This is a genomic window from Vibrio sp. PNB23_22_6, assembly GCF_052877535.1.
The window spans coordinates 1-19,592 of sequence record NZ_JBNFXP010000033.1 but is presented as its reverse complement, the minus strand read 5'-3'; the positions used below and the strand labels follow the sequence as shown (position 1 = coordinate 19,592).

The 19,592-nt window shown below is 46.6% G+C and carries 13 protein-coding genes, 5 tRNA genes and 2 pseudogenes; 13 read left to right on the top strand and 7 right to left on the bottom strand.

Translation table 11 applies throughout. The features are described from left to right. Nucleotides 1–102 precede the first annotated feature (102 nt). The 5 genes from ACVA54_RS18275 (at nt 103) to ACVA54_RS18255 (ending at nt 703) form a co-directional block, all read left to right on the top strand. Nucleotides 103–179 (top strand) — tRNA-Arg (locus tag ACVA54_RS18275). A gap of 33 nt (nt 180–212) precedes the next feature. Then, nucleotides 213–288, top strand: a tRNA-His gene (locus tag ACVA54_RS18270). Between the two features lie 68 nt (nt 289–356). Continuing rightward, nucleotides 357–433 (top strand) — tRNA-Pro (locus ACVA54_RS18265). Between the two features lie 49 nt (nt 434–482). Further along, nucleotides 483–558: transfer RNA gene (locus tag ACVA54_RS18260), tRNA-His, on the top strand. 68 nt (nt 559–626) lie between these two features. Then, a tRNA-Pro gene (locus tag ACVA54_RS18255) sits at nt 627–703 on the top strand. A 500-nt stretch (nt 704–1,203) separates the two neighbouring features. On the opposite strand, the gene ACVA54_RS18250 is transcribed toward ACVA54_RS18255, so the two are convergent. Further along, a complete protein-coding gene (locus tag ACVA54_RS18250) occupies nt 1,204–1,929 on the bottom strand; it encodes an HAD family hydrolase (RefSeq protein WP_446619363.1) in 726 nt (241 codons plus the stop codon). A 685-nt stretch (nt 1,930–2,614) separates the two neighbouring features. On the opposite strand from ACVA54_RS18250, the gene ACVA54_RS18245 reads away from it, so the two are divergent. The 5 genes from ACVA54_RS18245 to ACVA54_RS18225 all read left to right on the top strand — a co-directional run bounded on the left by ACVA54_RS18245 (nt 2,615) and on the right by ACVA54_RS18225 (nt 9,151). After that, nucleotides 2,615–4,330: an ABC transporter ATP-binding protein gene (locus tag ACVA54_RS18245; RefSeq protein WP_446649832.1), complete on the top strand. Its 1,716-nt coding sequence runs from the start codon at nt 2,615–2,617 to the stop codon at nt 4,328–4,330. A gap of 105 nt (nt 4,331–4,435) precedes the next feature. Then, on the top strand, nt 4,436–5,989 hold the full coding sequence (locus ACVA54_RS18240) for an ABC transporter substrate-binding protein (RefSeq protein ID WP_446649831.1): 1,554 nt from the start codon (nt 4,436–4,438) through the stop codon (nt 5,987–5,989). 147 nt (nt 5,990–6,136) lie between these two features. Beyond that, nucleotides 6,137–7,114, top strand: coding sequence for an ABC transporter permease (locus ACVA54_RS18235; RefSeq protein WP_099079113.1), 978 nt, complete (start codon nt 6,137–6,139; stop codon nt 7,112–7,114). A 2-nt stretch (nt 7,115–7,116) separates the two neighbouring features. Further along, a complete protein-coding gene (locus tag ACVA54_RS18230; protein WP_446596776.1) occupies nt 7,117–8,073 on the top strand; it encodes an ABC transporter permease in 957 nt (318 codons plus the stop codon). A gap of 136 nt (nt 8,074–8,209) precedes the next feature. Continuing rightward, nucleotides 8,210–9,151, top strand: coding sequence for an SPOR domain-containing protein (locus ACVA54_RS18225; RefSeq protein ID WP_446644359.1), 942 nt, complete (start codon nt 8,210–8,212; stop codon nt 9,149–9,151). Between the two features lie 97 nt (nt 9,152–9,248). Here the strand turns inward: ACVA54_RS18225 and ACVA54_RS18220 are convergent, their stop codons facing one another. The 5 genes from ACVA54_RS18220 to ACVA54_RS18200 all read right to left on the bottom strand — a co-directional run bounded on the left by ACVA54_RS18220 (nt 9,249) and on the right by ACVA54_RS18200 (nt 16,811). Next, entirely contained in the window at nt 9,249–11,582 is a 2,334-nt protein-coding gene (locus tag ACVA54_RS18220; RefSeq protein ID WP_446649830.1) for a putative Ig domain-containing protein, read from the bottom strand. A 245-nt stretch (nt 11,583–11,827) separates the two neighbouring features. Further along, entirely contained in the window at nt 11,828–13,372 is a 1,545-nt protein-coding gene (locus ACVA54_RS18215) for a hypothetical protein (protein WP_446649829.1), read from the bottom strand. Between the two features lie 4 nt (nt 13,373–13,376). Beyond that, on the bottom strand, nt 13,377–13,949 hold the full coding sequence (locus tag ACVA54_RS18210; RefSeq protein WP_005429961.1) for a sigma-70 family RNA polymerase sigma factor: 573 nt from the start codon (nt 13,947–13,949) through the stop codon (nt 13,377–13,379). Between the two features lie 2 nt (nt 13,950–13,951). Then, on the bottom strand, nt 13,952–15,427 hold the full coding sequence (locus tag ACVA54_RS18205) for a chromosome partitioning protein ParA (RefSeq protein ID WP_446642491.1): 1,476 nt from the start codon (nt 15,425–15,427) through the stop codon (nt 13,952–13,954). A gap of 31 nt (nt 15,428–15,458) precedes the next feature. Further along, nucleotides 15,459–16,811: a serine/threonine-protein kinase gene (locus tag ACVA54_RS18200; protein ID WP_446649828.1), complete on the bottom strand. Its 1,353-nt coding sequence runs from the start codon at nt 16,809–16,811 to the stop codon at nt 15,459–15,461. A gap of 206 nt (nt 16,812–17,017) precedes the next feature. On the opposite strand from ACVA54_RS18200, the pseudogene ACVA54_RS18195 reads away from it, so the two are divergent. From ACVA54_RS18195 to ACVA54_RS18185, 3 genes and pseudogenes are all read left to right on the top strand, one after another. Further along, nucleotides 17,018–17,152 (top strand): annotated as a pseudogene (locus ACVA54_RS18195) (LacI family DNA-binding transcriptional regulator); the annotation flags it as partial. Then, a pseudogene (locus ACVA54_RS18190) lies at nt 17,147–17,465 on the top strand (GntT/GntP/DsdX family permease); the annotation flags it as partial. The pseudogenes ACVA54_RS18195 and ACVA54_RS18190, both read left to right, overlap by 6 nt. 9 nt (nt 17,466–17,474) lie before the next feature. Then, a complete protein-coding gene (locus ACVA54_RS18185) occupies nt 17,475–18,086 on the top strand; it encodes a bifunctional 4-hydroxy-2-oxoglutarate aldolase/2-dehydro-3-deoxy-phosphogluconate aldolase (protein ID WP_446596769.1) in 612 nt (203 codons plus the stop codon). A gap of 121 nt (nt 18,087–18,207) precedes the next feature. On the opposite strand, the gene gorA is transcribed toward ACVA54_RS18185, so the two are convergent. Then, nucleotides 18,208–19,563 (bottom strand): glutathione-disulfide reductase, encoded by a 1,356-nt coding sequence (gorA, locus tag ACVA54_RS18180; protein ID WP_099079120.1) that lies wholly within the window; start codon nt 19,561–19,563, stop codon nt 18,208–18,210. Nucleotides 19,564–19,592 lie beyond the last annotated feature (29 nt).

Below are 19,592 nucleotides of genomic sequence, written 5' to 3'. Positions count from 1 at the left end.
GTGGCTAACTGTCGAAAAAGAGACCAAACGATAAAAAAAGTAAAAAAAGTACTAGACGCCATAGGGTGATATCCGTATTATTCCTCTCCGCCGATAGGGCATGCGCCCGTAGCTCAGTTGGATAGAGCGTTGGCCTCCGGAGCCAAAGGTCGAAGGTTCGAATCCTTTCGGGCGTACCATTCGCCAAAAGGTTATCGGTAAAAATTTCAGTGGTGGCTATAGCTCAGTTGGTAGAGTCCCGGATTGTGATTCCGGTTGTCGCGGGTTCAAATCCCGTTAGCCACCCCATTATTTTAAGGTGACTTCTTTAGTTGAAGTGTCCTGTTGGATTTGAGATAATCAAACGAAACACAAGTCGGTGAATAGCGCAGCTTGGTAGCGCATCTGGTTTGGGACCAGAGGGTCGGGGGTTCGAATCCCTCTTCACCGACCACTATTTAGTTTATGGCTATACTAAAGCGGTAAACAAAACAAATTTGATGGTGGCTATAGCTCAGTTGGTAGAGTCCCGGATTGTGATTCCGGTTGTCGCGGGTTCAAATCCCGTTAGCCACCCCATTATTTTAAGGTGACTTCTTTAGTTGAAGTGTCCTGTTGGATTTGAGATAATCAAACGAAACACAAGTCGGTGAATAGCGCAGCTTGGTAGCGCATCTGGTTTGGGACCAGAGGGTCGGGGGTTCGAATCCCTCTTCACCGACCATCATTAGAAAGCCTGCTTTTTAGCAGGCTTTCGTCGTTTTAGAGCTTATTACATCGCTTGGACTGCATTAGTCGGCAATGTATCCATGGATTTGAACCCAAGTGGGGTTCGCCTGAAGTTAGAATATGGCTCTTCACCGACTACGATTTAAAGCCTCAGTCGAATGACTGGGGCTTTTTTACATTTGAAATTTAGAATGTTTGGGATCATAGGGGCGTTGGCTGGAGCGCCAGCCTGGTGGAGCGCCAGCCCGCAGGGTGCCCTGTCGCCGAAACTCGGACGTGTCGAATCCTTTTTTACCGATTACAATTTGAAGCCCCAGTCGAAAGACTGGGGCTTTTTGGCATTTGTCATCTTCAAAAATGGGCACTTAATTTCAAGCTTCCCAGAAATGTGCAGCTCTAGGCGCTTTTGACCAACTATGATCTAAATGCTTTTCGAGCTGACAAAAGAAACCCCAGCGCGGTGGCTAGGGTTTTGTGTTTCTTTAATCTAGCTTGTTATTGAGCAAGGGTTTTTAGGATCTCGTTTAACTCAACCGTTTCTTTCACTTCATAGTTCGGCTTGATATCGGTTGGGTTTATCGAGTCTGTTGCGTTAACCCATACGCTTAGAATACCCATATTGTTGGCGCCAGCGATGTCTGCTGGTAGAGAGTCACCGATATGGAGCGCTTCTTCTGGCTTCGCATCAACAAGGTTAAGTGCTTTATGGAAGATGCTTGCAGCAGGCTTCTCTTCTGGCTCTTCACCACCGACGATAATGTAGTCTACCCATTCACTCATTTGAGTTGCTTTTAGTTTCGGATACTGGGAGAAGGTAGGTCCATTAGTGATCACCACGAGTTTGTAGTGCTGGCGAAGATTGATCAGCATTTCCTTCACACCCGGCAAGAAGGTAAATGCCCCCATACGAGCTGCATCAAAATAGTGTTGAGCCTGTTGAGCTTGTGCAGTGTCGATATGAATACCATGTTCTGCCAGAACGGTTTGGATCAGACCACAGCGGAACGCATTTTCATCCGGCAGTAACGAAACAAGGTGAGGAAATTCGTTATTTAGCTTTTTATATACGCCTTGTAAGTAGCGTTGTACAAAGGCTTCGGAATCAATGATCTGTGGGTAAGTTTTTTGGATCCAAGCGGAAAACTTTTGTCCAGCGACTTTGTCGGCTTGAGAAGTGCCACATAAGGTTTCGTCCATATCAAAAAAAATCGCTTTAAGCACAGGGGCTCCTTCATTCACAACTCGAGATTAGACCTTGATTATCCCTTATCCCAATCAAAATAACAGCGTAAAGCGCGAAATCAGTCTCTCTATTCGTCTGCTTTACGCAAGAACGGTGTGATTTATGGTGAATGTTTAGAGTGAGCGCTTTTGAGGGTAATCACTAAACCGCATAAAAAACGCATAACTTGAGGTGGGTGAACGATTTCATTTGTTTTGCTGATGTGTTCACGTTTTAGGTTCATGCCACACGCATGACCTTTAGCTTTTTTTGGTACGGACTATTTTGCTAGTAACATTTTGTGTCGAATAAATCGCCATTAAACAGAATCTTGTTTATCAAATGTCAATTTATCCTTGTGAATAGTATGGATACTATTGGATGAGAGGCTGTGTTTAAATTTGGAGCATATTTCTGTTTATTATGGTTATTGACGCACAAAAATAGTGCATAATTAAAGTGGTTAAATACTTGTTAATGCATTTCTATTCGTTTATTGTGCGTGTAATTAATGTTTTTTCGGCGGAATATACTTTAATTGTTGCTTTTTTGTGTGATCTTTGACAAATTGTCACCGCATTAAAATTTCAGAGTATTATTCTGAATTTGAACGGATTCATTCAGGTTATAAATGGCGCTAGGTCGCGCGATTTGATACCACAGACAAGGCAGTAGAGGTCTGAAATGTCACTATTAGAGGTGAAAAACCTTCGTATTGAGTACCCATCACGCCACGGTGTCCATGCTGCGGTGAAGTCACTCTCTTTTAATATTGAAAGGGGTGAGATAGTGGGAGTGGTTGGCGAGTCAGGTGCGGGTAAATCCACCGTTGGTAACGCCGTTATTGATTTGCTAAGCCCTCCAGGTCGCATTGCGAGTGGTGATGTGTACCTTGATGGCGAAATTATTTCTGGGCTGTCCCCAGAGGCGATGCGCAAGGTTCGTGGCTCGAAGATTGGTTTCATTTTCCAAGACCCAATGACCTCTCTTAATCCTCTATTTACGGTTGAGCAGCAGCTAAAAGAGACCATCCACGCCAACATGAAAGTGTCGGATGAAGAGGCATACCAACGTGCGTTGTCTCTGATGCAGCAAGTTGGGATTCCCCAACCCGAAAACCGCCTAAAACAGTACCCTCACCAGTTCTCAGGTGGTATGCGCCAGCGTGTCGTTATTGCTATCGCGCTGGCCGGTGAACCTGATCTGATCATCGCCGATGAGCCAACGACAGCACTCGACGTGTCTATCCAAGACCAGATCCTAAACCTTATTCGTGAGTTGTGTCTCAAGAATAATGTAGGCTGTATGTTGGTCACACACGACATGGGTGTGGTGTCTAACGTCACTGACCGTGTTGCAGTAATGTACCGTGGCGATTTGGTCGAGTTTGGCCCAACGGCAAAAGTGCTAGGCGATCCGGACCACCCATACACACGTAGTTTGATCTCTGCCGTTCCTCGCTCTGACGCAAAACTCGATCGCTTCCCATTGGTAAGTTACATCGAAGATGCGACAGAGATGGAGCCACTAGACATTAAAAATCATTGGCTCGGCCAAAGCCAAGACCAACGTGAGTACACAGGTCCTCTATTGGACGTGAAGAACGTGAATTTGCGATTCGTGACCAAAGATTCGTTGTTTGAAAGCCGCCGTGAATACGTGCAGGCCTCGAACAATGTCAGCTTTGAAGTGCACGAAGGCGAGACGTTTGGCTTGGTGGGTGAATCTGGCTCAGGTAAATCAACCATCGCACGCGTGATTGCTGGCCTGTATGAACCAAACTCAGGGCAAGTCAGCTTTGAAGGCATTGACCTAACAGCGCTGAAATCAGAAAAAGAGCGTCGTCCACTGCGTCGTCAAATGCAGATGGTGTTCCAAAACCCATACACGTCAATGAACCCGCGTATGAAGATTTTTGACATCATCGCGGAGCCAATTCGTTTCCATAAACTCACCAAGAATGAAGCGGAAACGCGTCAGATTGTGAATGACTTACTTGATCACGTAGGTTTGGGCAAAATGGCGGGCGTGAAATACCCTCATGAATTCTCCGGCGGTCAGCGTCAGCGTATTTCTATTGCGCGTGCACTGGCGACCCGTCCTCGACTACTGATTTGTGACGAACCGACATCAGCGTTGGATGTATCGGTACAGGCACAAATTCTGAACTTGCTAAAAGATCTGCAAAGTGAACTGAACCTCACCATGCTGTTTATCAGCCACGATTTGCCGGTTATTCGCCAAATGTGTGACCGAGTGGGTGTGATGCAGATGGGTACGCTACTGGAAGTGGCGCCAACTGAGCAGCTATTTACCGCTCCTCAGCATGAATACAGCAAGAAACTGATTTCTCTGATGCCTGAATTCACAGGCTTGAGAGAAGAAATCAAAACGGCATAAACCAAGTTTTTCGCTTGGCTGACCATCAAGGTCAACAAACCTTAGTCATAACAAAGACGCAAACACAACAAGGGATTCGAATTCCCGCATGAAGGAGTTATGCAAATGAAAACCATGAAAAGCAAATTAGCAGTGGCGCTAATGGCAGCGGGCCTAAGCTTTAACGCATTGGCAGCAGATATCAAAGTTGGCTACGCCGCTGACCCAGTATCGCTAGACCCGCATGAGCAGCTATCAGGCGGTACGCTGCAAATGTCACACATGGTATTTGATCCACTAGTTCGTTTCACACAAGACATGGACTTTGAACCTCGTCTAGCTGAAAGCTGGGAACGTGTGAACGATACAACGGTACGTTTCAAGCTACGCCAAGGTGTTAATTTCCACTCTGGGAACGACATGACGGCGGACGACGTAGTATGGACTTTCGAACGTCTACAAAGCTCTCCAGATTTCAAAGCGATCTTCGACCCGTACGAAAAAATCGTGAAGGTTGACGACTACACAGTGGATCTCGTGACTAAAGGTCCTTACCCACTTGTGCTGCAAACGGCGACTTACATCTTCCCAATGGACAGCAAGTTCTACTCTGGTAAGACAGAAGACGGCAAAGACAAGTCTGAGCTAGTGAAGCACGGTAACTCATTTGCATCGACTAACGTATCTGGCACGGGTCCATTCATTGTGACTTCACGTGAACAGGGCGTAAAAGTGGAATTCGAACGCTTTAAAGATTACTGGGACAAAGAGTCGAAAGGTAACGTTGATAAGCTAACGCTTGTACCAATCAAAGAAGACGCAACTCGTGTAGCTGCACTACTTTCTGGCGGCGTTGACATGATTCACCCTGTTGCGCCAAACGATCACAAACGTGTGAAAGATGCAGACGGCATCGACCTAGTAACGCTACCTGGTACGCGTATCATCACGTTCCAACTAAACCAAAACAGCAACGAAGCACTGAAAGACGTTCGCGTTCGCCAAGCGATTGTTCACGCAATCAATAACGAAGGCATCGTGAAGAAAATCATGAAAGGCTTCGCAACGGCAGCTGGTCAGCAAAGCCCAGCAGGTTACGTGGGTCACGATGACAAGTTGGTTCCTCGCTACGATCTGAAGAAAGCGAAAGAACTGATGAAAGAAGCGGGCTACGAAGATGGCCTAACGCTAACGATGATCGCGCCAAACAACCGTTACGTGAACGATGCGAAAGTAGCGCAAGCGGCGGCGGCAATGCTGTCTAAGATCGGCATCAAGGTTGATCTGAAGACGATGCCAAAAGCGCAATACTGGCCAGAGTTCGACAAATGTGCAGCAGACATGCTGATGATCGGTTGGCACTCAGATACGGAAGATTCGGCGAACTTCAACGAGTTCCTAACTATGACTCGTAACGAAGAAACGGGTCGTGGTCAGTACAACTGTGGTTACTACTCAAACCCAGAAATGGACAAAGTGGTTGAAGCAGCGAACGTAGAAACGGATCCAGCGAAACGTGCAGCAATGCTGAAAGGTGTAGAAGCGACGCTATACAACGACGCAGCATTCGTACCGCTACACTGGCAAAGTGAAGCATGGGGCGCAAAGTCTAACGTGAAAGCCGCAGACATCGTGAACCCAATGGTAATGCCTTACTTCGGTGACCTAGTGGTTGAGTAATCACGGTTGGTCGCTTTTGAGGAGGGAGGGATGATGTCCCTCCTCAACTTAAAGCACTCGGCTCAGTTTTGTTTCAGTCGGACTGAGTTTTTTTTAGACTGAATTTTCTCTCTGAATAGAGATCTATGGATAGTTAAGGGGCAAGGAATGTTTTCGTTTCTGGTCAAGCGCCTGTTTCAGGCACTGATAGTGATGTTTGTGATCAGTTTGGTGGCGTTTGCCATTCAGGATAACCTGGGTGACCCGCTGCGTGAGCTTGTAGGTCAATCGGTTTCAGAAGCGGAGCGTCAAGCGCTGCGTGACGAACTGGGCCTGAACGATCCCTTTATCACAAAGTACACTCGCTTTGTGGGCAATGCGCTACAAGGTGACTTAGGTACATCTTACTTTTTCAAACGACCTGCGGTTGAGGTGATCCTCGATAAGCTGGTCGCAACGCTTGAGCTCGTGTTTGGTGCGACGCTCATTATTATTCTTCTCTCGATTCCTCTTGGGGTGTATTCCGCAATTCATCCGAAGAGCATTTTTACCAAATTTGTCATGGCGATGAGTAGTGTTGGTATCTCGATCCCGGTGTTTTTAACCGCGATCATGCTGATGTACGTCTTCTCCATTGAGCTGGGCTGGCTACCGTCCTACGGGCGAGGAGAAACCGCAAATGTCTTCGGCTGGGAATCCGGCTTCTTCACCATTGATGGTCTCAAACACTTAATTCTGCCGTGTGTGGCACTAGCGTCTATCATGCTACCGCTGTTTATCCGCTTGGTTCGATCTGAAATGCTGGAAGTACTCAGCTCGGAATACATCAAGTTCGCTAAAGCAAAAGGTTTGAACTTAAATAAAATTTATTACCAACATGCACTTAAAAACACCATGCTACCAGTACTGACGGTCGGTGGCGTGCAGATTGGTACTATGGTGGCTTACACCATTCTTACTGAAACCGTGTTCCAATGGCCGGGTACGGGTTTCCTTTTCCTTGAGGCAATCAACCGTGTCGATACACCGTTGATCACTGCCTACGTTATCTTTGTTGGTCTGATCTTCGTGGTAACCAATACCATCGTTGACTTGCTGTACGGCATCATCAACCCAACTGTGAATCTAACTGGAAAAGGAGCTTAATCATGAGCCAATCAAATGTAACGGCCGTTCCTGAATCCGCACCGTCCGCGTGGGAGCGTTTTAAAAACTCGGACTTCTTGTATTACTTCAAACGCGACAAAGTGGCGATGGCCAGTTTTACGGTGTTTATGATGTTCCTGGTATTGGCGTTGGCCGCCCCAATTTTGGCACCGACAGACCCATATGACCTAACGTCTATCGACATCATGGATTCTGAGCTCCCACCATCATGGATGGAGGGAGGAGAAGAGCGTTTCTTGCTCGGCACCGATGAGCAAGGTCGTGATATTTTATCGACCATTCTATATGGCTCGCGTTTATCACTGACTATCGGCTTTTTAGCGGTAGGTCTGCAGCTGATTCTGGGTATCATCATTGGCCTGTCTGCGGGTTATTTCGGTGGTCGTATTGATAGTTTCTTGATGCGTTTTGCGGATGTGCAGCTGTCGTTCTCGACCATGATGGTGGCGATCATTGTATCGGCCATCTTCAAAGCCAGCTTTGGCAGTGATTTCTACAGCCAATATGCTGTCGTTATGCTGGTGGTGATCATTGGTGTGGCAGAATGGCCGCAATATGCGCGTACGATTCGTGCCTCGGTATTGGCAGAGAAGAAAAAAGAATACGTAGAGGCAGCACGTGTGATGGGCTTTAAAGCACCGCGTATCATGTTCCGCCATATTTTGCCGAACTGTCTATCGCCAATCTTGGTTATCTCGACCGTACAGGTTGCCAACGCGATCATGTCGGAAGCGGCGCTGTCGTTCCTCGGCTTGGGTCTTCCTGTCGATCAGCCGTCATTAGGTGCGTTGATCAGCATCGGCTTTAACTACATCTTCTCCGGTGCATGGTGGATCACTGCATTCCCGGGTATTGTTCTGGTTACTTTAGTGTTGGTTATCAACTTATTAGGTGACTGGCTACGTGATGTGTTTAACCCAAAACTGTATAAAGGTTAAGAAAAGCCAACCAAGTCATTGCTTATCGCGTTGATTATTTCCTAAACTGAGAGCCGGATAAAAATCCGGCTCTTTTTTTGCTTACTACTTTGTATACCCTAGTAATTTTGCATCTTATCTGTTTAGAGTGAAGCGTATGAAAATGAAGAAGGCACACCACTCACCTCGTATTGTTCAATTCAGTCTGAGCTTAGGGCTGCTACTTGTGTGCGGCCAGTTTTCTGCGCCAGCATTGGCCAATGACGTGCTCTGTGATGCATCACAAGCCAGTCATAAAGAATTGCCAGTGCTTGAGCAATCTTGTCCGATTGGTAAAGGGTTATGGGGAAAAAAAGTGCCGCAGGGAGGCAATGATTTTTTCTGGATCCAGTGTGGTTTGCTGCCTAAGCCGATGCCGCTTGCTAATGCCAAACCGATTTACAGCAAGATCACGACTGATGTGTGGATGAAGCGAGAAAATAATGACTATCGCTGTTTGATTGGACCGTATTTAGATTTTTCTGAGGCAAAGGAAGATTTACATCGCGTGAAAACCTTGCCGGATTATAAAGACGCTTTTATTCGAGTCGTCAACAAGTCGGGTGCGAAAGCCCAGAAACAGACCAAACCCGCCCCCAAGCCAGTTGCAAAAAAGCCTGAAGTCGCCCCTAAACCGAGAGCATCGGTAACTCGTCCTGATACCGATGCATTTAAAGCGAAATCGGCGGCAGTTGCCCAAAGTGCGACCAAGTCAGCCATAAACAGCAACAATGTTGAACTGCGCTTAGAAACACAATGGCAAGGGGTGACGTATGCCGTGCCTTATTTCTCAGACAACCAAAACCAGTTTTACATGGAGCATGGTAAACCGTGGAATCGTTTAGATTACTCGACGTCGGAGAAAGTGTGCCAAGTGATGGGGATGACGCTTGCGACGGTTGGTGAATTTAAAGCACTGCGTCAATCTGGCGTCATGGAGAAAAACCGCTGGCCGATGCAACTGCCTTACTGGGGCAAAGATAGAAAAGGGTTGTTTGCGGATCGAGAGCCGAATCAACTAACGGGCACATCACTGTTGAATGTGATGTGTGTGAAGTGATCGTCTTTAGTTAAGTTGATATAAAAAGAGCTCGCATGGCGAGCTCTTTAAGAACGATAGTTTAACTCAGTTAAAAAGGCGTATCGCCTTCATATCACTAAGGGTTGAGTAATTCTGAAGCCAAAGCTTGATCCTGTGTGAAGAGGCGGTAATTCGTCTTCAGACCGTCTCCACCATCGTGCATCCATTGGCAACTCATCGCAATTAATTTCTCATCACTTGATAACACTTTACAAGTTTCTTCGAATACTCCGTCGTAAGATTCGAATGTGTAGAAGATTTTGTTCCCTTCAGTGTAAGTGATGCTTAGAGAGCCATCATCCCATGTTTTGTTACCGATATCTAATGTGAGCGACATCATCTCAGGGCTAGCAGAGCCAGCGTCGTCCATTAGTGAAATCCACACCCCTGATTTTAGCCTGTCAGGAACGGCCTGTGCAGGTGCAGCGTGGTCGATGTTATCATGAGACCAAATAACCAGATCCTGATCTCCTGTAGCAACATAAGCAACAGCTAAGTTGTTGTTGCTACCGATGTATAGAAATTCATCGTAGCCTTCGGTATGAACGATTTTGTTGCCCTCAATCGTGGTTTCTTCGTCGTTGTATGAGTAATCACCAGCGAACATTTCAACACCACCGTCCGAATTGAACAGAGCTTCGTTCATACTCGCGACATATTCAGGCAGTTTACCGTTAACAAGGAAGCTTGTTAGGGTATTTGATGGCTGCGTTTCATCGGCTTTCACCACTGGAAGCTTAACTTGCTCCATTGATGAAACCACTTCATCCGCTTGGTCTACGTAGATACCAGCTGCGATGTAGAACACGCCGTTCTCGCTTGCTTGTGTTGGTGTACCACTTAGCGATAAAACACCTTCGTCAGTGACATCCACACGGATACCATCAATTGAAGTTTGGTGATCGCTGTTGGATGTGTTCATACCCGCAAAGTATTCAACTGGGATGTTGATGTTTTGCGCAGGGAAGATGTCTTTCAGTGTGGTCTCAAGCGTTACTGGTGTGATTGGTTGGTTTTGCGTCAACTCACCCAGTTTGGTTTTGATTTCACTTTCTAGCGTGATCCGTTTGGCTTCATTAAAGCCGAAGCTTGGTACTTTTGCTTCTTCAACGGTCAGGGTGATCGTGGTTTCAGCCGCTTGCTCGTGAACTCCGTCGGTTGCTGAAAGCGTGATGGTGAAGCTGCCGGATGTGGAAGGGGTACCCGTGATCATCAGCTCATCTGCCGTTAGCGTAACGTTAACGCCCGCTGGCGCACCAGCAACGCCATAGGTTAATTTGTCACCATCTGCGTCTTTAAATAGGCCAGTCACATCGTACACAGCGCCGACGATCTCTTGACCTTGGGTGAAGCGCTCTTCAGCAAAGGTGTCTTTCAGGATTGATTCAACACTTTGCTCAACCGTTGGCGCTGAGTTTGGTGTGGTGATGGTTACTTGTAAGTTAGTAGGGTATGACAGTGAGCCGTGTTCATCTTCTGCGAACACTTGGTATAGGAATTGGCCCGCTTTGCTAGGAGTGCCAGAGATCACGCCTGTGTTCGCATCAATGCGAAGACCGTTGCTGTTACCTTTTAGCTCGATCATGCTGTAGGTTAGCTTATCGCCATCTACGTCGCTGAACTTGTCCGTCACGTCGATAGTCTGCCATGCGTCACCGAAGATCATCTCAACTGGAGCTATCGTGCTTGCAACTGGGCGACTGTTTGGTTTAACTGTAACGACACCATCTGTTATGTCTACAACGGGTGCATAGTTATTTAGGTCTTCAGGCGTGCTTTCAAGGATTTTGTTTGCTTCGGTTGCTACTTCAGTTGAAATGGCTAGTTGCATTTCTACATCTAACTTATTATTGTCAACCAGTGTTTCACCGATAACTTTTAGTGCTTTTGCTTCATTCGATGAGCTTGCAAGGTAGTCACCAAAAATCATCGCAGAGTCTGCGCCAGTAATTGACGTGGAGATTGAAGCTACAACCGCTTCTTCAGCCTGCTCTTGTGTCAGTTCGCTGTTCGCGCTCATTTGCTCAACAACCATATTGGTCATTGGGTTAACAATAATGTTGTTGTCTTCACTTGCTGGAGAAGCTAGGTCAAACCCTTTAGTTACCAGGCCACGATCGTTATCGATGGTTTTACCAGCAACCGCTTTGATACATACGTTCATACCAGCAAAGTCGGCTTTGCTGATTGTTGCTTTACCGTCTTCGTTAGTCACGATCTCTGTATTGAGCTCACAGCCGTTTGCAAGGTTACCATCTTTATCAACCCAAATTTCTGCGTTGTGTAGGTAACCATCAATTGCGGTAATTACAATGCCACGAGCTTCAACAGGTTTTGAACCACCATCTGAACCACCACAACCTGCTAGCGCGATAGCCACTGACGCTGCTAGTAAACTCACCTTATTCATTGTTTTAATCCTTGTTTCGTTTCCGAATGAGAAAGTCGCGTTTTATCGTTTTATCTTTCAATCTCACTAGTGAGATTGAAAAAGCAGCGCATTTTGGATCGGTTTTGGAAGCGGCTTCAAGACACGAAAAGCCGCAAAAAAACCGTAAAAAAACTTTGAATATTTTTTTGTGGCGTTGATTAGTGGTGTGAATAGCGGCTTGAGGTGGTTGCTATTTAATACAGATACTTATTTTGACCTTTTACTCATTTGTGATTGGTTTTTGAACCAATAGGGTCGTAATAAATCATATTCATTTTCAACTCCTCTACGCTATTGGCGTATTGAGGAAGTGGGCGCAAGATGTAGCTGTAAGCTTCACCCTGAAGAAAAACGTCATTGGCATGGTAGTCATTGTTGAAATAGACATAAGCGTATGCCGACGGTTTAGGAGCAGTCGCGCAATAGGTATTGTTGGAGTATGAAATTACATCGCTAAACATCCCTTCACCAGCGATGATTGAGGTGTCCCAAAACTGACAGAATTCATGAGCAAATAAGTCGCTATTAGACGCGACTATGTTGAGATCTGAGTCGAAACCGTCGTAATACTCATTACCTTGAGCGAAGCGTCGGTCAAAAATATAGTTACCAGCAAGCGCATGGCGGTAACCACCGGCAGTCGGAATGAGCAGATCAAATCGGGCGGATTGATACAGCTTCTCTCCTGTATTGACGTTCAAACGCTCTTCCATTGATCGTTTGTTCTTCTGCATGGTGTAGCTTTCGAAGCGATTATTGTCGAAAACGGTGATGAAGTAGTTTTCGGTTTCTTTGTGTACGCGTGAGGTGTAGACCTTTTTGGTGGTCCAGATTTGTTGTGAGTCGCTTGTTTGCACTATTAATGATTCATCGCTGATCTGATACTGACCGACTTTCTTTAATTCATGCTCTTCAGGGCAATGGGTTTTGTTGTTGGCAGCCGCATAGAAGACTTCTTCTTCGACAAATTTGAATGCCTCACAGTACACCACTTCATAGGCGTATTTTTTCCCACCAAGTAAGTTTGTGGTTTCCAGGCGATACACAATGCCATCAATGAGAGGGTGCTCGGTATCATTTTGTTCTTCGATTACTGCTGGTAGCTCAAAGCGTGTTGTTACCCAAGCATGGTCTTCTGTCCCATGGTGGTCATCACGAGCCGATACAGCCAGATAGGTCGTTTGGTTGAAGGACTTTGGTGCGCCTTGCAGCATGATTTGTCCTTGATTAAGGACACTTAACCCATTGGCGTTTTCCAACCAAATTCGGGTGGTGAGAAGGTCGCCTTCTGGATCTTCAAACAGCTGCTCTAACCCCAGCGAATAGTTGATCGGGTTGTTCTGTGTTAGCTCCCAACCAAAGATGATGGTTTGAAGCTGCTGTTCCACCGCAAGGTTAATGATCGGTTTGCCGTTGTCTGTCGAATCATGGTTTGGGTTGTTGCTAACGTAGGTTTGAGTCAGACTTCCGGAGTAATTGACCACCGATGATCCAAAAGCATCTGGAACCTGTTCAGGATGCTCTGACAAGGTTGATTCGAGAGCTTTTTCAAAGGCGAGATCGTTGCTCCGCTCTAGTGCTGACGAGGTTAAAGCTTGTTTTACTTCAATCAAAGAAGTGCGCTCACCATGAGCGGCGTCTTTCTTATCAGTACTATTTTGTGCAGGTTTGATATTGGCAGCGACAGCTGTCGTTTGTTCATCTGAAAGCCAATAGCTTGCCATCAAGCAGATACCTAGTGCGCCTGCAATCCAGTATTTTTTTGTCATGATGTTACGCGTGCGCCATTCTTGAGTGCAGCCAACTGCGTGAAAACTTTAAGTCTTTTTCAATCAAACTGGCGCTGCATTCCAGCAGTTCACAGATCTCTTGGTTTTTCATACCCATCAAGTACTTGAGCTTCAAAGCGTTAGACTGGCGCGGATAACGCACACTGAAGCTGTCGAGCGCTTTATCCATGATGATGAGTTGCTCGAAGCGATCTTCTTCCTCCTTCATCAAGGTGATGTGTTGGCGCTTCTGCGCTTGGTGGGCGCGAGCGTTGTCGATCAAGATTTGGCGCATCACTTTGGCTGCCATTAAGAAGAAGTCGCGCTTGGTTTCAATCTCACTCATGTCGCAGTTAGACATTTTCAAATAAGCATCATGAATGAGCGCCGTGGTGCTGTTTACGCTGTCTGAAAGTACCTTGTTGTCGGTGCCGTATTTCTCTGCGTTGCGTTCACGTTCCTGTTGGGCGATTTTACGCAGCTGTAGGTAAGCGAATTGGTACAACTCACTTTCCGCCTGTTTATCGCCGGCTTGCCACTGCTGGATGATTTGCGTCAGGGTAGATTTAGAAGCCATGGCTATACGTCCTCACTTACTTTTACAAACTCAGAGATAGAATGGGTTTCGATACGATCAGAGCCATCGCGATTACGACTGATGTCTTGCTGGTAACGATACAAAATGCCTTGCTCCCACGTTTTGCCTGCTGGCAGGTATTCCCACGTGGTGTAGTTGATTTCTGAAGGGGCGGGTGACCAGCGAACCATCACGTTCATCTGTGCTAATTCGGCGTTTTCCTGATCGTTGTTGACCCACCACATATCTAAGTATTCGTTAGTGACGTCTTGGGTGTATAGGCTGATATCTGTAGGGCATTTAACGGCATCGACAGGTAAACGCAATACTTGGTTATGGCGCATTAGAAGACACGATTGTTTCATCGAGTCTTGTAGGTATTGAGTTTGCTGCCACACACCTTGGTAGGCTATTTGGTTATCAACCGAATCAGGATAGGTAAACCACAGCATTTCAGTGCGGTTGTGGTGTTTAACGTGTTCATTTGGTCCCAAACCTTGCACTTTTTCCATCAACAGTTGGGTATTTGGATCGAAGTTGAGTGCGACCGAGCGATATTTCCAGTCGCCTTCATCATCATAATCTTCCAGCGAGAAGCCATTTAGGTCATTGCGGGTGCAACCTGTATCCGCGCAGCCGACAAAGCTCTCCCACTCTGAGAACTTTTCAATTGGTTCGATAATGTCTTCGGTGACGCTTTGATTGAGCGCTAAGAAACAGCCTTGGAAATAGTCCCCCACGCTTGGGTGCTGGATCAGATTTTCTTCAGTGATGGTGAAGTTAACCTCACCGATTGGTGGGCGATAACGTGGATGATGTTGGTAACGAATATCAAATGCACAAGCGCGGCCTTGCCAGTCCTTTTTCTTGATGATGATGTTCTTAAAGCGCACGTTTTTGGGCTCAAAGATGATTTCATTCGAAGCAAAGTTTTTCTCAATATAGGTTTGGCTTTCATTGAGATGCTCCACCGCTTCTTGTACCGAAACCCAATCTAAGTTGAGCTGATGTTTGGCATTATCAATGACATTGAGATCGAGGCGTTTGAGTTGCGCTTGGAAGGCTGGGTCAGAGAGAACCTTGTTGGCTAACACAATCTCTTGACGATTTTCTGGTGTGCTATCGAGAGAAAGCAACAAGCGGGTCATATTGATACTGCGACTTGGCTTGGTGGTTGCCATGGTTGGCGTGAGTACTTCCTGGCTCGACATCGTGGTGAGCAAGTAGCCGTTATCGTCATTGCCGAGGAAGAAGCTGATGACATCGCCAGGGCGATACTGAAACGCGCCCTTATCGGTGTGGCCAGAAAGGTTGGAACTGGTTTTGTAATACAGACCAGTCACCGGTGAATCGATGAAGAAACCTTGCTTTATGGTCGGCGTTGTCGCTTCTAGCGAGGGAGTCGCAGAAGTTGAGCTTGCCCATGCTGGCGCTATCGCTAAAGCAGACAGCCAGATCGTAACGGAACGTGTGTGCATCTTTGTTTTTAAGCCTTTTTCTTGTTTAGTCTTACTGTTGGGGGCGATCCTTTGGCGCACAATTTGGCTGACAAATTATTGATTTAGTAAGGCGCTTCTCTGGCACCGGTGTCATCATCGCCAACAACATTTTCTGTTTTATGTGTTTGGGGATATCAGGGTTAGACAGAATCCGCCTGCGTGTCAGCTCCATCATGGCACTGACGGACATTTGCTCGACGTTTTGCCCCTTGGCATGAAAGACAAGGCGCGTTACTTCGTACATAATGTCTTCTGCAATCTTCTTCTCTTGTTGCAGTTGTATGTTTTTTTGAATCAGCGTGTTACCAAACAGCAAGCCAGATAATACTAAGATTGCGAACAACACCGATGGCAGCGGTTGGCGTTGTACTAAACGAAGCGTGCTGTACAGCGGCCAGTGCTTCTTTTGCTCAATTGGGTGGCGCTCCAAAATGCATTCAATATCTTGGCGCAGCGCGCGAACATTGAGGTAGCGCTGTTTCGCTTTGGTTCGTGTCGCGCGTCTCACTAGCCAATAAATATCTGACCACATTGGCTGATCAGGAAACATCAGCGCCAGAATCTTACCCAGTGAATACACATCACTTTGCTCAGTCAAAAACGCTCCGGCTTGCTGTTCTGGGCTGGCGTATTTTTCACTGAAGGCGATCAAGGCAGGAGACGAATCATCACTGTTTGATTGCACCTTTTGCGTCAGGTTGAAATCGATCAACTTTGGCCGTTTATTGCGATCAATCAGGATGTTTTCTGGTTTGAGGTCCGCATGTAGAACTTGATGCTGGTGGGCGTGTTCCATTGCCTGACAAATCTGCTTAAACAGCAGCAATTTGTCATCCTCTTCCATGGGGGGGGCGTTCAGGTAAGCGTCCAAGGTTTGGCCAAATACCCGTTCCATCACAATATAAACGGAATCGTCATGCAGGCCGCCATCAAATACCTTTGCAATATAAGGATGGTTTAAGCGCGCCAGTAGTTGAGCTTCATCAAACAGTGCGCGTTTGTCCAAAACATTACTGAGATTGGCTTGGATGAACTTGATCGCTAGGTCTTGTTCAAACGTCTCGTCAGCACGTTGTGCCGCATAAACCACACCCATGCCTCCGCGTCCCAACTCATGGGTCAGACGGTATTTACTGACAATCTCACCACGAAGATCGACCTCTTGGTTAGTGGCCTGATGCGCGCCGAAGCCTAGCAGTTGGGTCAGTTGTTCATCCGCCGTATCACTGACCAAAAGAGGTGTTATTTGGCGATAGAGATCCGGCTGAGTTAGACGCAGATTATCGAGATATTGCTGCTTCTGAGAGTCGTCCAGCTCAAGCAGGTGATAGTAAATCTGGGTTTCGCTAGATGCGGACTGCACTTTGTTTCATTTCCAAACTATTTGAATTTGGTATTGTATTTCAAATATTTATCAAATATCAGTTCTTTTCTATTATTGATAGTTGTGTCACTTTTTAATGGATGATCTGTTGCATTTTGATGCCGATTGCGATGAGTGATGGCTTGTCGGAGGGCAGGCAAGTATTCATGATGTTACTCGTAACATTAAGGATGACAAATTAAATAGTGGTTCAACAAAACAAAAAAACACTACAGGATATAGTCGATAAGGTTGGCGTAACGAAGATGACGGTTTCTTGCTATATGCGTAATCCAGAATCGGTAGCCAAAAAGACTCGAATAAAGATCGCTGTGGTGATCGTAGCTGCGTTTGTTATCTCTACCTGTCTACGTGTTGCTCAAGGCTCAGCAACCGTAGCGCTAACCACTACCGCAGCACTTATCGCGCCAGTGGTAGCAGTAACAACGGGTTTGAGTGAGACCTAGTTTTATCGTTATTGCGTTCGCAGGCGGTGCGACGGTACTTTCTCACTTTAACGACTCTGGTTTCTGGCTAGTATCTCGTTTACTAAATATGGATGAGAAGATCACGCTAAAAACTTGGACGATAATGGAAACTTTACTTGGTGGTATCGCATTTATTATCGTAGCAACATTATGCTTTACTCTTTAGAGGTTACCCATGACAACACTTGAACAACGATTAAGAGAAATCAAAATCGTCCCAGTTATCGCAATCAACGATGTAGCACACGCTCTGCCACTGGCAAAAGTGTTGGTAGAAAACGGTTTACCATGTGCGGAAGTAACATTCCGCACTGAAGCGGCGGCTGAGTCGATCCGCATCATGCGTGAAGCGTACCCAGAGCTGCTGATCGGTGCTGGTACCGTACTGACAACAGAGCAAGTGGACATCGCGATTGAAGCGGGTGTGGACTTCATCGTGAGCCCAGGTTTCAACCCAACCACAGTGAAATACTGTCAGCAACGCAATGTTGCTATCGTTCCGGGTGTGAATAACCCAAGCTTGGTTGAGCAAGCGATGGAAATGGGTCTACGTACCCTGAAGTTCTTCCCTGCAGAACCATCAGGTGGCGTAAACATGCTTAAAGCACTGACTGCGGTTTATCCAGTGGAGTTCATGCCAACGGGTGGCGTCAGCCCATCTAATGTGGAAGATTACCTAGCGCTGAAATCCGTTGTCGCTTGTGGCGGTACTTGGATGGTTCCAACCGCTATGATGGACAACGGCGATTGGGAAGGTATTGCAGAATTGGTTCGCGCAGTTAAGTAAAACGCGCAAACAGCTCCGAAACACCCCCAAACGTTGGAAAACGTGAATAGAAAAAGGGTCATCAAGTCATTGATGACCCTTTTGTTTATCTGATTAAATCCGCAAAGCGATTCGCGCGTGATTAACGCATCGTCACGAATTCTTCTGAGCCCGTTGGGTGGATAGCCACAACAGAGTCGAAATCTGCTTTGGTTGCGCCCATCTTCATTGCTACGCCGAAGCCTTGAATCATTTCATCAACGGTAAAGCCGATGCCATGTAGACCAACTACCGTCTCTTCTTCGCCAGCACATACTAGCTTCATCTTACATGGTTGACGGTGCTTAGTGACCGCGGTGTACATCGCAGTGAAGCCAGACGTGTAGACTTTGACGTTGTCTTTGCCGTACTTCTCTTCTGCTTCTTGAGTCGTTAGACCGATAGTGCCGATTGGTGGGTGGCTGAATACCACGGTTGGAACCAAATCGTAATCCATCTTCGCGTTTGGTTTGTTGTTGAACAGACGCTCAGAAAGTTGACGACCCGCTTTAACAGCCACAGGTGTTAGCTCGATACCGCCTTCCATGATGTCACCGACACAATAGATGCCTTTCACGTTCGTTTCTTGGTATTCGTCTACCTTGATGTAGCCGCGGTCGTTCGTTGCAACGCCAGTTGATGCTAGGTTGATGGCGTCAGTCGCTGGGTGACGACCGATTGCCCAAATTAGGGTATCAACGTTTTGGCTTTCACCGTTTTCTAGGTGCAGAGTTAGGCTGCCGTCTGCTTCTTTTACCACTTCTTTTGGAACAGAGTGGGTGTGTAGCGTTGGGCCTTCCGCTTCCATCACTTCTACTAGCGTTTCGATGATCATTGGATCGAAGCTACGTAGTGGTGATTCTTTACGGCAGAATAGGTGCGTTTCTGTACCAAGTGCATGCAGAACGCCAGCGATTTCAACCGCGATGTAACCTGCGCCAATAACTGCAACGCGTTTTGGTTGCTCAGCTAGCTCGAAGAAGCCGTTTGAATCGATGCCGTATTCTGCGCCTGGGATGTTTGGAATCGTTGGACGACCACCCACTGCGATCAGGATGTGATCTGCGGTGTAGTGTTCACCGTTTACTTCTACCGTTTTCTCGTCAACAAACTTAGCAAAGCCTTTGATAACGTTTACCTTGTTGTTGCCAAGAACGCGATCGTAAGATTGGTGGATACGACCAATGTAAGCCTGACGACTCTCAACCAGTTTGCTCCAGTCGAAACCTTTTACATCTACATCAAAACCGTAGTCTTCTGCGTACAGGTTCATTGCTTCTGCAACCTGCGCGCCGTGCCACATCACTTTCTTTGGCACACAACCAACGTTTACGCAGGTACCGCCAAGGTCTTGAGCTTCGATAAGCGCTACTTTAGCACCGTACATTGCCGCACGATTTGCTGATGCGATGCCGCCGCTGCCGCCGCCGATACAGATATAATCAAAATGAGTCGCCATTACTTTCTCCAAAAGCTTATTAATTTTGT

Excerpts from the sequence above, each read along its gene's own strand:
- ACVA54_RS18245 (WP_446649832.1), top strand. The coding sequence starts at position 2,615 with ATGTCACTATTAGAGGTGAAAAACCTTCGTATTGAGTACCCATCACGC.
- ACVA54_RS18235 (WP_099079113.1), top strand. The coding sequence starts at position 6,137 with ATGTTTTCGTTTCTGGTCAAGCGCCTGTTTCAGGCACTGATAGTGATG.
- ACVA54_RS18185 (WP_446596769.1), top strand. The coding sequence starts at position 17,475 with ATGACAACACTTGAACAACGATTAAGAGAAATCAAAATCGTCCCAGTT.
- ACVA54_RS18220 (WP_446649830.1), bottom strand. The coding sequence starts at position 11,582 with ATGAATAAGGTGAGTTTACTAGCAGCGTCAGTGGCTATCGCGCTAGCA.
- ACVA54_RS18210 (WP_005429961.1), bottom strand. The coding sequence starts at position 13,949 with ATGGCTTCTAAATCTACCCTGACGCAAATCATCCAGCAGTGGCAAGCC.
- gorA (WP_099079120.1), bottom strand. The coding sequence starts at position 19,563 with ATGGCGACTCATTTTGATTATATCTGTATCGGCGGCGGCAGCGGCGGC.
- ACVA54_RS18225 (WP_446644359.1), top strand. The coding sequence starts at position 8,210 with ATGAAAATGAAGAAGGCACACCACTCACCTCGTATTGTTCAATTCAGT.
- ACVA54_RS18215 (WP_446649829.1), bottom strand. The coding sequence starts at position 13,372 with ATGACAAAAAAATACTGGATTGCAGGCGCACTAGGTATCTGCTTGATG.
- ACVA54_RS18205 (WP_446642491.1), bottom strand. The coding sequence starts at position 15,427 with ATGCACACACGTTCCGTTACGATCTGGCTGTCTGCTTTAGCGATAGCG.
- ACVA54_RS18230 (WP_446596776.1), top strand. The coding sequence starts at position 7,117 with ATGAGCCAATCAAATGTAACGGCCGTTCCTGAATCCGCACCGTCCGCG.
- ACVA54_RS18240 (WP_446649831.1), top strand. The coding sequence starts at position 4,436 with ATGAAAACCATGAAAAGCAAATTAGCAGTGGCGCTAATGGCAGCGGGC.